This is a genomic window from Paenibacillus polysaccharolyticus, from assembly GCF_900102085.1.
In the GTDB taxonomy this organism is placed as follows: Bacteria; Bacillota; Bacilli; order Paenibacillales; family Paenibacillaceae; genus Paenibacillus; species Paenibacillus polysaccharolyticus.
The window spans coordinates 96,938-111,664 of sequence record NZ_FMVM01000021.1; the positions used below are offsets into that span (position 1 = coordinate 96,938).

Genomic DNA, 14,727 nt, shown 5'->3' on the forward strand with positions numbered 1-14,727 from the left:
AAATCAGCCGTACCTTCGGATTTTGCAACGGAGTTACCTTGATCAAAACCTATGTCAAGGGGCATTGATACACTCTATGTACGCTTAGTGCATTCCCCCGCAGTCCCGACGTGGATAATTCAAGATCAGGCCGCGGGGTAGTGATCTTTTCCCGGGCGATTACATGTGAAGATGGTATTTCATGAGGTTCTCAAAAATGCTCTGTATTAGATGAACGGGTTAGTCCTAGGAATAGAAATGAATTCCATGTTGCCTGACGCGCGGCCCCCTGAAAGAAGTTCTATTCCTATTGCCAGCGCACCCGTCGGTTTGACCAAACTTAGGTTGTTACCAGCAAACGCTGGGCCTCTTGAGAGATTACCTGCTGAATACTAGACTTGATAATATCGCAACCAGCAGCCAGATTCTCCATGGAAACAGTCAGCGGAGGCATGATCTTCAGGACGAGGTCCCCTCTGCCGGCCCTTTCAATAATAAGCCCATTCTCGAAACTGATCTCCGACATCCGCTTCGCCCCGGCTTCATCCGTAAAGCCCGAAACGTCAATGCCCCAGATCAGGCCAAGCCCGCGGATGGTGATGGAAGGATGTAGAGGTTTGATTTCTTTATCAAGGAACGCTCGCACGAACTCTTCCTTCTGCTTCACCTGTTGTTCCAAGGCTACTCTATCCCGGAACTCAAGAGCAGCCTTGGCAGCCACAAAAGCGAGCTGGTTGCCGCGGAAGGTGCCGTTGTGTTCCCCTGGCGTCCAGAGATCCAGTTCAGGCTTCAGGAGCAGGAGGGACATTGGCAGGCCGTACCCGCTGATTGACTTTGACAGAGTAATCAGATCCGGCTCAATTCCCGCACGTTCGAAGGAGAAGAATTCGCCAGTTCGGCCGCAACCGACTTGAATCTCATCGGTAATGAGCAGTATATCGTGCTTGCGGCAAATCTGTTGCAATCCGCGTAACCACTGTGCGTCAGCAACATGAATGCCCCCTTCAGCTTGAACTGTTTCGAGCAGGATGGCAGCCGGTTTATCAACTCCGGAGTGCGAATCCGTTAGAATATTTTCAATATAACCAAGTGTATCCATATCTGCGAAAGCTCCACTCGGGTGTGGTATGAAGGTGACTCCATCCAGAGGAAGTCCTGCACCTTCCCTCATCGACTTGGAGCTTGTTGCCGAAAGGCTGCCGAGTGACATACCGTGGAAACCGCCCATGAATGCAAAGATGCCGGTTCTTTTCTTCGCCTTGCGTGCAAGCTTGAGTGCCGCTTCCACTGCATTTGTGCCCGTCGGACCGCAGAATTGAAGCTTGTAATTCAGCTTCTTTGGCTCCAAGATCCGTTCCGAGAAGCTCTGGATGAATTCGCGCTTGGCCATTGTGTACATATCGAGACCATGCATAATCCGATCGGAGGTCAGGTAATCTAGAATCCGACCTTTAATATAATCGTTGTTATGACCATAGTTCAGTGCTCCAGCACCTGCAAAAAAATCAATGTATGCTCTTCCATCCTCAGCATATAACAGGTCTTCCTTGGCCCGGTCGAATACTACCGGAAAGCTTCTGCAGTAAGATCTTACGTTAGATTCCAGCTTCTCAAAAATGCTCACGCGCTTCATCCTCCATCGTAATTGGGATAAGTTTAGCTTCATTCTTTCTGAAACTTCTGGCGTCATCGAGCAAAAAATTCTTGGCTGTCGTTACCACAATTGTCGGTCCTCGCATGCCGGCTTGCTGGGTATCCAGTAGACTGGTCTCTCGCACACAGCTTAGGTATGTATAAAAACCCACCAATTCTATTTTTTTCAATAATTGGAAGGTCGACCTGCGTAGAATTATATCAAATTTCCAAAGAATGTATAGTAAAATTTTGGTTAAATTAGATCTTTGAAGTATAAAGTGTTAATATTTCGCCTTAAATTAACACAATTAGGAGGGAAATAAGCAGAGTTTGTCATCAATCGAGGAATTAAACAGGAGTAATTTACCAATAATCCGAATGGTACTAATGGTATATATTACCTTCACTTTCTCCGTCGAAGCTTTGAATCCTTTCACTTTACAAAAATTTAACATGATTGTCCTAAATTGGTCTCGTTAACTTATGTAAGCAGAAGAATTTAAGAAGTTATACTTTTCATTTTAATTTACTTTTGTTTTGTAAAGATTAGCAGAGCTAAAAATTACGTTGATGTCGATTTAACAACTATTTTACGAAGTGCATTACTTGCGATTTCGATACGTGGTAGGCTCTCTTCTTCATTTGGCTTCGTCCTTTTCTTTCATTTTCACTACAACGAATGATCAAGGCTGTATCGTATATTTTGAGAACTAAAAAAGGAAGCCACGAGTCAATCTCTCGGGCTCCCTTTTCGATGTTAAAACCATTGTTCATACCATACGATTCAAAACTCTTTTACTAGTTCACAACTTTTTCATCACTGAACACACTTGTTCATTCAAGCCTGGATTTTACTCAACCGTTACACTTTTCGCCAAGTTACGTGGTTTATCGACATCGTGACCCAGAGCGAGGGAAGCGTAATACGCCAGCAATTGCAATGCAACAACAGACAGAGCTGGGCTTAGAAGTGGCAATGTCTTAGGAATCGCAAACGCTTGGTCAACGGATTTAAGCAATGGAGCTACGTGCTCTTCGTACGTAATCGCCAGTACGTCTGCGCCACGTGCTTTTACTTCTTTGATGTTACTTACCGTTTTCTCCAGTACGTTCTCCTGTGTCGCCAATGCAATAACAGGGATACCATCCTCGATCAACGCGAGTGTACCGTGTTTCAACTCACCTGCAGCATAAGCTTCAGAGTGAATATAAGAGATTTCTTTCAGTTTCAATGAGCCTTCTTGTGCTACCGCATAATCCAAACCACGGCCGATGAAGAAGAGATGTTCATGTTTAGAGATTTGCTCCGCATACCCTTTAATCGCATCCGCTTGCTCCAGCATGGATTCCACTTGTTCTGGCAGTGCTTGCATCGCTGCCAGTGTGTGTGCAATCTCATCCGGTGTTTGTGTACCACGTACTTGTGCAAGGTACAGACCAAGCAGGTTGAACGCGATCAACTGGGACGTGTAAGCCTTAGTGGAAGCCACTGCGATCTCAGGTCCAGCCAATGTAGCAATTACATCATCTGCATCACGTGCAATCGAGCTACCCACAACATTTGTAATCGCCAGTACATGCGCACCGTTAGATTGAGCTTCACGCAGTGCTGCCAGCGTATCTGCTGTTTCACCGGATTGGCTTACCACAATTACAAGTGTATCTTTATGAACGATCGGCGAACGGTAACGATACTCGGAAGCAACATCCGTTTCAACCGGAATACGAACCATTTGTTCAATCACTGTACGTCCAACCAGACCAGCATGGTACGCTGTACCACATGCGATGATTTGAACGTTACGAATATTTTTAATTTGCTCTTCCGTCATTTTGAGCTCAGGAAGCTGCACTTTTTTGCCTTCATTGTCGATGCGACCCAGCATTGTATCACGATATGCTTTTGGTTGCTCATGAATCTCTTTCAGCATAAAGTGCTCAAATCCGCCTTTTTCCGCGGTTACTGCATCCCAATCGACACGAATCATTTCCCGAGAAATAAAATTGCCCTCAATCGTCATCAATTCGACAGCATCATGTGTCAATACAGCCATTTCGCCATCATTCAGAATGTACACATTACGTGTATGTTCCAGAATTGCCGGAATATCGGAACCAATGAAGTTCTCGCCTTCACCAACACCAATAATCAATGGACTAGCTTGACGCACAGCAACAAGTTTCTCAGGCTCATGCTCTGTCAATACACCCAGTGCGAATGCACCACGCAACAACGTGATCACTTTTTGCACAGTTTTAACAATATCACCATTGTATTCACGTGCAACCAGGTGAGAAATGACTTCAGTATCTGTCTCGGAAGTAAACGTGTGACCTTGGGAGATCAGCTCATCTTTCAGCTCCAGATAGTTCTCAATAATCCCGTTATGCACAACGGAAAACTTCTGGCTTCCATCCGTGTGTGGATGGGAATTCTCGTCCGATGGTTTACCATGCGTAGCCCAGCGAGTGTGTCCGATTCCGGCATTACCTACCAGCGGAGCACCATCCAGCTTTGCTTCAAGATTCGCCAAACGTCCAAGAGCTTTCGTAATTTGCAGACCTTGCGGTGTAAATACAGCGATCCCTGCAGAGTCATAACCACGATACTCGAGCTTTTTCAATCCTTCGACCAATACCGATTGAGTGTTCTTATTACCAATATATCCAACAATACCGCACATAATTTAGTTCCTCCGTTTGTATATGAATACTGTGTCTGGAAGAGAAACAGGCAGAGGTGGACGTATTGGAAAATGATAGATTGCTTACCGTATCATGAATATCATTTCCTATTCAATTATCAATGATTAGAACGGCCTTCTGCCGCCCTGTGTGTTCATGCTCTATTACGAATGCAATCATGAATGTACATCATTTTCCCGTCCGCGCACTGTTTACGCTCTTCACGCACATTCATTTTGAATTTTATCTGATCCTTTGCACCTACCGGCGCGTTGTGTGGACAGTCACCTATCCATTTTCCGCAATCCGGTTTACGGCTCTGGTGCATCACCGGGAGGTCCCCGCCGAACAATCCGAACACCTCCACCTCGTCAGCTTGATTGCCGTCCATGTTTCCCATGTTATCTCCTGATTAGCAAAAGAGACATCCATCAACATGCGTCCCGCGCAACTCCAAGCTCTGGCGCTTGTGTAACTGTAACCTTACAATCCTCACTTTCCGTGTCTGAATGACGACTCCACTCATTATATGCACCTTAAGTCCATTTTGCAATGGAGCAAAGTACCTGTAACCATTTCAGCATATTTACCCACGCTCCCAGCCAAATAATCAGACCCGTAGTCTTATCTGGCCAGGACGCAGGAACAATGAATAAATCGTTAATATATGGAATTAAAGCAGCCTCTGTATAACCATATGCCAAGATATCAATTTTGTGAAAAATAACACTCAAATCGCATGACAACAGGCTTTTTTCAGTAGGTTATACCAGTTCTTTTTGCACAACATCTGCAATCTGGGATACAAACTGCTCCAGCTCATCTTTATCTGGCCCTTCAGCCATAACACGGATCAAGGACTCGGTACCTGATGCACGAACAAGCACACGACCATTATCTCCCAGTTTTTCTTCTACTGCAGCGATCGCTTCTCCGATGGCAACATTGCCTTCGTATTTGCTCTTGTCTTCAACACGAACGTTAACCAGCACTTGTGGGTACTGTGTCATGATTGCTTTCAACTCACTCAGCTTTTTACCTGAAGCTTTCAGTGTGTCGACAAGTTGAATCGCCGTTAGCATGCCATCTCCCGTTGTATTGTAGTCCAGGAAAATAACGTGACCCGACTGCTCGCCGCCCAGGTTATATCCACCACGACGCATCTCTTCCATCACATAGCGGTCACCAACAGCCGTTTTGGCTGTTTTCAGCGCAAGCTTCTCTGTTGCTTTGTAGAAACCAATATTACTCATAACGGTAGACACCACCGTGCTATCTTTCAGCTTGCCTGCCCGATTCATCGCGTCTCCGCAAATACACAGAATAAAATCGCCATCCACTTCGGCACCCGTTTCATCAATAGCAATCAGACGATCGGCATCCCCGTCAAAAGCAAGGCCAAGATCCGCTTGATGTTTCAGCACCTCTTGCTTTAAATGCTCCGGATGAGTCGAACCGCACTGCTCGTTAATGTTCAGACCGTTCGGCTCAGCGCCAATGGCAATAACTTCAGCCCCAAGCTCACTGAATAATTTTGGTGCCAGCTCATATGCCGCACCATTGGCACAGTCGAGTACAATTTTGAGACCAGAGAACGACTCGGATACAGTGGTTTTCAGATAATCCAGATAACGATAACGAGATTGCTCATCCATCGTCACCGTTCCAAGACCTGCACCAACGGGGCGTGGCAGTTCATCTTTTGCCGCATCCATCAGCTCTTCGATCCGGTTCTCCGTCTCATCCGATAGCTTGAAGCCATCTCCACCGAAAAATTTGATACCGTTATCCTCAACAGGATTGTGGGAAGCCGAGATCATTACACCCGCGTCTGCTTTGAGCAAACGAGTAATATAAGCGACACCTGGTGTAGACACAACGCCTAAACGAATTACATCCGCTCCAATAGACAACAGACCCGCTACGAGTGCTGATTCCAGCATAAGTCCGGAGATTCGTGTGTCCATGCCGATCACTACTTTAGGTCTTTCCACCCCGCCTGCAAGCACATAACCACCACAGCGTCCGATGCTGTAAGCCAGCTCCGCCGTCAATTCTTTATTCGCAACCCCTCTTACACCATCTGTACCAAAATATTTACCCATGATCTAACTCCTTCTATTTGCATCATATATGAGCACATCAATATCAATTTTAGATTTGAAAATAAAAAATTGCATAATTACGGATTAGAACCAGATTTACTGCCGTTATTATTATTTGCATTGTTATTTACACTACCACGATTGGTCGCTGCACTTCCCTGCTGAGTTTGATCCTGCTGTTCCGTATTCGATTCGTTTTGCTCTTCTACAGGATCCGTGTTTGGCTGTCCATTCTCAACTTCTGCCGGTGATGGATCTGGCCCTGAGGGATTATCCTCACCAGAATTTTGCTCTGGAGGAGCAGTCGCATCTGCGGCTTTCTCACTGATCTTCACCGTGGCACTTAAATTATTAGACGCCTCATCCAGCTTAGCAAACCGGGGCAGATTAGCTTCCAGTTTAATCTCATGTGTGCCCACACCAAGTCCCTGGAGATTGGCTGTAAGCTTGATGTCATCACCACTGAGACCTTCAAGCATGGTTCTTGGCCCACTTAGTGTGATGTTCTGTCCACCACTTTTAGGAGTAACCAACTCACCTTCCAGCCCGTTCCCCACACCAGTTAAATGAATCGGCACGTTGGGAAAGACTTTGGTCGTTGTTTCGACCTCATCATATGGGGACACCGTCACCTTGATCTGAATCGAACTAGGCTCGATTTTCTCAGAACCAGAGGGCGGCGTCAAGTCCACGTTAACTGTAGAGGTACCAGACTCCGTGAATTGCGTAAGATCAAGAGTAGCTTGGTCGTAGGACTGTATACCTGCAAGTGCTCCCTCACTCCCATAAATCGAGACTTCTTTCACGCTCGGCTCAACCGAGGACAGCACCAGACCCTCTGGTAACTGTCCCGAATATTTGATCCTCAAGGGAACTTTAGTGTAGGGCTGATTGACTGGTATTCGAACTTCGACTGTTTGAGGTGATATGGTTGCATTCTCGATGACTTTACCCTCAGCATCATATGCCTGAAGCTTCACTTTTTTCTGAATTATATCTTCCTTCGCATCTTTAACACTGACACTGCCCTGAACACTCGCCACAGCATCAAGCTGTCCTTCCGGCAGAGTTACCTTAACTGGAGCAGAAGGCTCAACCACGGGCGTTCCAGCCGTATATCCAGCCGAAGGCTCTCCTTCGGGTACAATATTCACATTGAACGATTTGGTGCCCAATTTCTCCACGTTCACCGTTACCATGGAAGGTTCCATACTGACCACTTCAACGCCGGAAGGCAGATCAGGTACAAGCGGCAGTGTGTTCGAACCATCTTTAACCTGGCTCAAATCAACCAGAACCTTATAATCATCATTGGTAAAAATGGACGTAAGCATTGAACGCTGTCCTTTAATCTCCAGCCGCACCTCATCTGTGCTAAGTGAAGTAAGAACATAAGCATTACTATCCAGCCCATATGGCTGAACAGGTACAGTACGCTCCACAACCTTGCTCGATATCCCCGTTGTGATGGTTGGTGTAGTTGGTACTTCATCCAGATGAATCATGAACCAGAGAAGCAGGCTTACCGCCAGTGCAAGTATTTTCGCAAAGTTATTGTTGTTAAACCATTTATCCATTGTTACGTCCCCCCTTCCGTTTCCAGAAGGTTGACCATGCATTCTTTTTGCTCAGGTTGGAGGTCGGTCGCAATTCCTCATACAGCTTGGCAATCAACGACTCTTCCTTAATATCACGAACTACCTGTCCATTCATCGCCAGAGAAACTTGCCCTGTCTCCTCCGAAACAACCAGACAGATTGCATCGGCCACCTCCGTTATTCCGATTGCCGCACGGTGGCGCGTTCCCAATTCCTTACTGATAAACGGATTCTCGGATAATGGCAGGTAACAGGCTGCTGCAGATATTTGTTTTCCTTGAATGATGACTGCCCCATCATGGAGCGGCGTGTTGGGAATGAAAATGTTAATCATCAGTTCAGAACTGACGAGAGATTGCATCTTGATCCCGGATTCCGTGTAGTCATTCAGTCCTGTTTCACGCTCGAAGACGACAAGTGCACCAATTTTACGGCGAGACAAATAGTTAACGGACTTAATAATTTCACCAATTAACACGGTTAACTCTTCATCACTTGCGGCGGCTGAGCGCCCAAACAGTTTACCTCGACCCAATTGTTCCAAACCACGACGGAGTTCCGGCTGGAATATGATAAACACCGCAACAACCCCAAACGTAAACATCTGGTTCATTAGCCATTTAAGTGTATACAGATTTAGCCATGTGCTTAACGCCCAGATCAACACCAGGAACAAAATTCCTTTCAGTAGCTGAACCGCGCGTGTACCCCGCACAAGCAAAATCAGTTTGTACATAATATAGGTAACGATCAATATATCGATAACGTCCTTAATGGACTCTTTCCACGTTAAGTCAGCAAAATAATTCATAAGCCAGCCCCCGCTATCCCCATTGATGAGTAAACTCTGATCTCATATTAACCATTTGGGATTTTACATAATCCCTTCTTCGCATTTATTCAATGCTTATCTATATGTAGTATGTTCTCATTACTATCTAGGTTATAACGTTACCGTTCAGGTTGCAAGTTACTCCAGTCACAAACTGCATATAAGCTTCCTTTTCGTACTTTCTCTGTCATTTAGGCAATAAAAAAAGAGCACCCCACGCAATTCGGAGGTACCCTGCTTGGTATATACCCGTGAAGTTATACCCTGACTTAGCGGTAAGCCACTTCATTTACCATATTGGTTATTTTGTACCAAAACCAGTCCAGCGCCTGATCAATACTTTTTACCTGACCTGACACGTGCGCTGTAGAAGCTTGAAACAGTTGTCCGTCGATGACCGTCAGATTGCCATTCACATCACCATACACCTGAGCGGTTCCATTCTCTATCGTAAGATCGCCAGCAACTGACTTACCTTCTGGAACAATAACCGTGTTGCCTTGAATCACGAGCTGATCCAGACTGTTCCCCTTAACGACCATTTCGTTGTTCTGATTCCAGAAATTGAAGGCGCTAAAGAGCATCACGACCAAAAAGAAGGCTGCCGCCGTCAGCGCGGGATGTCCTTTGACCCATCTGAGCCATACTTGTTGTCTCTTGGGCTGTGGCAGAGCATTCATAATTCGATTGGTCAGCTCATCCGAGGCAGACGGTGAATAATGTTTCATGGCAAAGAGTAGCATTTCCGTCTGTTCCAACTCTTTAAAGCGCATGCGACAATCCGGACAGATCAACAAATGGCTTTTCAATTCAGTTTTCTGATCCGGGGACAACGACTCATCCAAACATTCATGCATTAAAGAGACGGCCGAGTTGCAATCCATATGAGAGCCAATCCTTTCCTTAGACACTTAGTCCATACACCTACAAAAAGCATGCATAAGACTTGCATACATTTCATACGCACCCGTTTGAGATATGTTTCAAATAATTTTGCCCAAAATTTCGGGTGATTGTGATTATAACTTATATTCTAGTTTTTTGCGCAGAAAATCACGGCCCCGGTGCACCCTTGTCTTAATCGTTGTTACGGGCATACCTGTGACATCACTGATCTCCTGTAATGACAAGTCCTGTAAATATCTCAAAACCATAACGGACTTATACTTGGCTGGTAAGCTATCAATCGCCTCACGGATGAGGGTCTGTGTTTCGGAAAGCAGTGCTTCACTCTCTGGTGTTCGATCATCACTAGGAAGCATTGCGTAGCCGTCAGATCCTTCCTGATCATTCAGTTCTGCATCAAGTGAGTAAGAAGGTTTCTTTCTCCGTAACCGGTCAATGCACAAATTCGTTGCAATCCGATAGATCCAGGTCGAGAATTTCTGATTCGGATCATACTTTTCCATATTTCGAAACACACGCAAAAACGTCTCCTGAACAACATCCTCCGCTTCGTGACGGTTGCTCAGCATCCGATATGCCAAATGAAACAGCTTGTCCTTGTATAATTCAACGATTTCTGCAAAGGCTCTCTGGTCTCCCTTGAGTACCAGCTTCACAAGCCTGTTCTCCAAATTGTCCACCCTGATTCCCCCAGACATGCTGATGGGTCTTCCGTCTTCTGATACCCGTCCACACTTGTAATTCACCAATCAAATCGTAAATCAACTTTGGTCAAAAATCAAGACTGTATGACAAATATCCTCCAAAAACAGTAAAAACGGGAACTCCCTAAGGAGTCCCGTCTAATCTCTCTTTTCAAAAGAAGAGATAGATATTTATTTTATTACATAAATCATTCATCATATGAACGTTGTGAATGATCTTTTGATCAAACATCAGCCTGTATTCCGCAATCCTGCTGCAATACCATTAATGGTCAACAATACTTCACGAAGTAGTTCGGTATCATCCTCACCACGTTCCCGCATGTCACGCAGTTCACTTAGCAACTGTACTTGCATGTAGGAAAGTGGATCAACATACGGATTACGCAAACGAATCGATTCCTGAATTACAGGTACATCATCCAGAATTTCAGCTTCACCTGTAATTTTCAGAATCAGCTCTTTGGTAAGCTTAAACTCCGATTCGATCTGACCGAAGATACGGTCACGAGCTTCTTTATTGGAAGTCATGGCCGAATACTCTTTAGCAATCACGAGATCTGCTTTGGCAACCGCCATTTGCACCGTATCAATCAGCGTACGGAAGAACGGGAAGTTAGCATACATTTCTTTCAGGACGTTCAGGTTCTCCTCTTTGCCCTGATAGTAACTTTGCAACCCCGTACCTGCCGCATACCAGGCCGGAAGCAAGTAACGGCTTTGTGTCCAGGCAAATACCCAAGGAATCGCACGCAAGTCTTCAAACTTGTCACTGCCCTTCCGTTTGGATGGACGTGAACCAATATTGAGTTCGCCTACTTCTGGAAGCGGCGTAGACTCTTTAAAGAACGTGAAGAAATCCGGGTCACGGAAAATGAGATCCTGATACTTCGTCAGTGACACTTCCGAGATGTCCTTAATAATCTCATCCCAAGCTTGCTCTGACGCCGACTCTTGCGGCTCCAGACCATTCAAAGCCGCTGTGATTAGCGCCGAAGTAGCCTGCTCCAAACTGCGGTAAGCAATTCCTTGGAGAGAATAACGAGATGAAATAACTTCACCTTGCTCCGTAATTTTGATGCCGCCGCCAATCGTATGAGGAGGCTGTGCAAGAATACTACGGTTCAGTGGCATGCCGCCACGTCCGAGCGCTCCGCCGCGTCCGTGGAAGAATTTCAGCTTCACACCATGCTCATTGCCCACAGCCGTAATCGCATTCATCGCTACGCGCAGTTCCCAGTTTGCCGTAACTACACCGCCATCTTTATTACTGTCGGAGTATCCAAGCATAATTTCGTGCAACTCATTACGTCCAGTCACGCTTGCACGATATATAGGTAAGTTAAACAACCGTTGCATAATTTCCGATGCTGCATGAAGGTCGTCAATCGTTTCAAACAACGGAACAGCTTGCAGTGTAGAGATCACTTCACCGTTTGCCCCTTTGGAGAACAAACCAACCTCTTTGGCAAATACCATCACTTCAAGTAGATCACTTGCTCCTTGTGTCATACTGATCAAGTAACTCGTGATACAGCTTGTACCGAACTCATTCTGTGCACGCTTAATTGCGCGGAAGACATCCAGACACTCTCTCGTTCCTTCCGTGTACTGATGATACGGGGAAGTAAGTGGTCTTGGATCATCCAGCAAACGAGCAAGCAGATCGATTTTTCCGTCTTCTGTCAGACGTGCATAATCGTCTACAATATTCATTTTTGCTAAAATTTCCGACATCGCACTTTCATGCTCTTTGCTGTGCTGACGCACATCCAGAGCAGCGGTATGGAATCCGAAAAGTTCAACCTGACGAATCATTTTACGCACTGTAGTATCTGCTACATAGTCAGCAAAATGATGACGCAAGCTACGGTCGATAATTAACAGATCATCAATCAGATCTTGAGCGTTCTGGTAGCGATCCGGCTGACCAACCTTGTTCTCATCAAGGACATTGTTCAGCTTGGCAATCATGTAGGCCAGTTTAATGCGATAAGGCTCTTTTTCATTACGCCAAATGTCCACTTTTTTCAAAGTAACACAGTTGCGATCCTGCTCAATCGACTGCGCCAGTTCATCCGAGATATGAATGATGTTGGTGCTGAAGCTGAGGTGTCCCATAAGTTCAATCATAATCCGCTGATACTCACGCAAAGCGAGCTTGCGTTGCATGAGAAGCGTTTGCCATGTTACATCTGAAGTTACCGATGGATTTCCATCCCGGTCTCCACCAATCCAGGAACCGAAACGCAAATACGTCGGCACATGCCAGTCATGGTCTGGATAAAATTTATTCAGGCAACGTTCCAGTTCCTGATATACATCCGGAAGTACGTGGAACAACGTTTCATGAAAGTAATACATCCCGTTCCGCACTTCATCGAGTACAGTCGGTTTGCGATCGCGAAGCTCATCTGTCTGCCAGAGCGTAATAACCTCATTCAACAGTTTCTCACGCAGTTGTTCACGTTCACGCAACGTCAGCGTAGGATTATCCAGTAGCATGACATCTTCAGAAATCCGTTTATGGATATCCAGAATAACCCGGCGCATCGCTTCTGTCGGGTGAGCTGTCATCACGAGTTCCAGTGATAAATCATCCAGAATCTCTTCTACTTCGGTATGAGACAATCCACGTTCTTTTAGGTCCTGTACTGCCTTTTCAATCGAACCTGGCTGTACAGCATCTCCCGCAGAACGCTCATAATCCCGTTTACGCCGAATCCGATGGTTTTGTTCAGCAATATTAACTAATTGAAAATAAATAGCGAAAGCTCGAATAACCTGATGACGATTGTCCGAGTCTAATTCCTGGATCATCGTTTTGAACTCTTCATACAGTTCTGGCAAAAACTCTGCACGCAACGATTTGCTCGTTTCCCGAATCTTCTCAACGACATCTAGAAGCTCCGTGCCTCCTTGATGGACAAGAACTTCTCCGAGTATGTTGCCCAGGAACCGCACGTCTCGCCGAAGCAGGTTGTTGGATTGGCTTTTGCTGGCGGTTACCGTAGTTTCAGTCATGCTTATCCTCCCATCTGATCGTTCCATTCGTACACGTAAATTTGACACCTTCATAACATCATACAATAAAATGGTACGAAAATCTTTATTTTTCTACTAGTAAAAATGGGGATTATCCCCGAAATACATCACAAAAACACGCTTTTTTATTCATTTTCTTGTTCTGCTTCTATGAATAGCCATATGCTGTCGCATGATACCTTTTTCACGTACTTTTTATACCTTGAACATCTCATAACTAATCTAAAAAATTAATAATTATGCAGTCACATTATTCTAGGTTTTGGAATACGGAAGTAGGCTTTCAATTCTCCAGTTTTAGCATTCATGGATAACAGGCGCTCCTAAGAAACATGACCGGCAAAGCAAGCTTTTGTATACTTTACCACACTGACGCAATGAATTAAAGAGAAATTTCGATTTTCTAACACTTACCGTTGTCTTTTGACATATTTCTTATGTATTTCACAGTAAAATTTGTTTGTCCCCCATAACTTAACACTCCTCCTGCTACATAATGTTCTTGTGTATTTGGGCAGATTACTTGATAGTTCGTACAACATAAAGGAGGAGTTCACATCATGAAAAAAGCCACAACCATTATTGCTTCCATGTTAGTCGTTGCCGCAATGGCTGGTTCTGCAGGTGCTGAGGGCCATATGAGCAACGGGATGGATACCAACGGTTCACGTGTAAAGTCTTATCAGAATAGCAACTACATGGACCGTACAAACAGCAACTTGAACATGAACATGGATGGTAACTATCGTACCAATGGGGATTACCGAAACAATGGGGATTACCGCACTAACAGTGTACGTACAAATGCAGCTACAACAACAGACCGCGACAACGGAATGGACTGGGGATGGCTTGGTTTGCTCGGGTTGCTGGGACTGGCCGGTATGCGTAAGAGAGCAACTGATCATCACGAGCGTTAATGGATTGGTTCTTTTGTGAAAAAAAGGATCTCCGCTACTAAGCTGGTCATCACTGACCTTTAGCGTAGCAACATAAAAGAGCCGAACCCATTGTGTACTGCTTCACACAATGGGTTCGGCTCTTAGATACATACAAGGCGATCTGTGCCTTAGATCCGCCTCCTAACACGATATATCAACGTTTCAGATTCATTACAAAAAAAGTCTCTGCTATAAGTGCAGAGACTTTTTTGAATCAGTAAGCGGGTGATGGGAATCGAACCCACGCTATTAGCTTGGAAGGCTAAAGTTCTACCATTGAACTACACCCGCATAAAC

General features: G+C 45.2%; 10 protein-coding genes and 1 tRNA gene. 1 reads left to right on the forward strand and 10 read right to left on the reverse strand.

Going from position 1 to position 14,727, the window contains the following annotated elements; genetic code table 11:
* Positions 1–319: 319 nt before the first annotated feature.
* From ectB to ppc, 9 genes are all read right to left on the reverse strand, one after another.
* Complete coding sequence (ectB, locus tag BLQ13_RS24635; RefSeq protein ID WP_090924349.1) at positions 320–1,603, reverse strand: diaminobutyrate--2-oxoglutarate transaminase; 1,284 nt, start codon at positions 1,601–1,603, stop codon at positions 320–322.
* Positions 1,604–2,465: 862 nt separating this feature from the next.
* Positions 2,466–4,298 (reverse strand): glutamine--fructose-6-phosphate transaminase (isomerizing), encoded by a 1,833-nt coding sequence (glmS, locus tag BLQ13_RS24645; protein WP_090924350.1) that lies wholly within the window; start codon positions 4,296–4,298, stop codon positions 2,466–2,468.
* Positions 4,299–4,453: 155 nt separating this feature from the next.
* A complete protein-coding gene (locus BLQ13_RS24650) occupies positions 4,454–4,699 on the reverse strand; it encodes a hypothetical protein (RefSeq protein WP_090924351.1) in 246 nt (81 codons plus the stop codon).
* Positions 4,700–5,063: 364 nt separating this feature from the next.
* Complete coding sequence (gene glmM / locus BLQ13_RS24655; protein WP_090924352.1) at positions 5,064–6,404, reverse strand: phosphoglucosamine mutase; 1,341 nt, start codon at positions 6,402–6,404, stop codon at positions 5,064–5,066.
* A gap of 77 nt (positions 6,405–6,481) precedes the next feature.
* Positions 6,482–7,981 (reverse strand): CdaR family protein, encoded by a 1,500-nt coding sequence (locus tag BLQ13_RS24660; protein WP_167375837.1) that lies wholly within the window; start codon positions 7,979–7,981, stop codon positions 6,482–6,484.
* Complete coding sequence (gene cdaA, locus BLQ13_RS24665; RefSeq protein ID WP_090924354.1) at positions 7,974–8,813, reverse strand: diadenylate cyclase CdaA; 840 nt, start codon at positions 8,811–8,813, stop codon at positions 7,974–7,976. The genes BLQ13_RS24660 and cdaA overlap by 8 nt, the downstream gene beginning before the upstream one ends.
* A 290-nt stretch (positions 8,814–9,103) precedes the next feature.
* Positions 9,104–9,718: a zf-HC2 domain-containing protein gene (locus BLQ13_RS24670; protein WP_090924355.1), complete on the reverse strand. Its 615-nt coding sequence runs from the start codon at positions 9,716–9,718 to the stop codon at positions 9,104–9,106.
* A gap of 135 nt (positions 9,719–9,853) precedes the next feature.
* The gene (gene sigW / locus BLQ13_RS24675) at positions 9,854–10,420 is read right to left on the reverse strand and encodes an RNA polymerase sigma factor SigW (protein WP_090924356.1); all 567 of its coding nucleotides are present in this window, start codon (positions 10,418–10,420) and stop codon (positions 9,854–9,856) included.
* Between the two features lie 255 nt (positions 10,421–10,675).
* The gene (ppc, locus tag BLQ13_RS24680; protein WP_090924357.1) at positions 10,676–13,468 is read right to left on the reverse strand and encodes a phosphoenolpyruvate carboxylase; all 2,793 of its coding nucleotides are present in this window, start codon (positions 13,466–13,468) and stop codon (positions 10,676–10,678) included.
* Between the two features lie 581 nt (positions 13,469–14,049).
* Here ppc and BLQ13_RS24685 point away from each other — a divergent pair.
* Positions 14,050–14,409, forward strand: coding sequence for a WGxxGxxG family protein (locus tag BLQ13_RS24685; RefSeq protein ID WP_090924358.1), 360 nt, complete (start codon positions 14,050–14,052; stop codon positions 14,407–14,409).
* Between the two features lie 241 nt (positions 14,410–14,650).
* Here BLQ13_RS24685 and BLQ13_RS24690 read toward each other — a convergent pair.
* Positions 14,651–14,721: transfer RNA gene (locus tag BLQ13_RS24690), tRNA-Gly, on the reverse strand.
* Between the last annotated feature and the right edge of the window lie 6 nt (positions 14,722–14,727).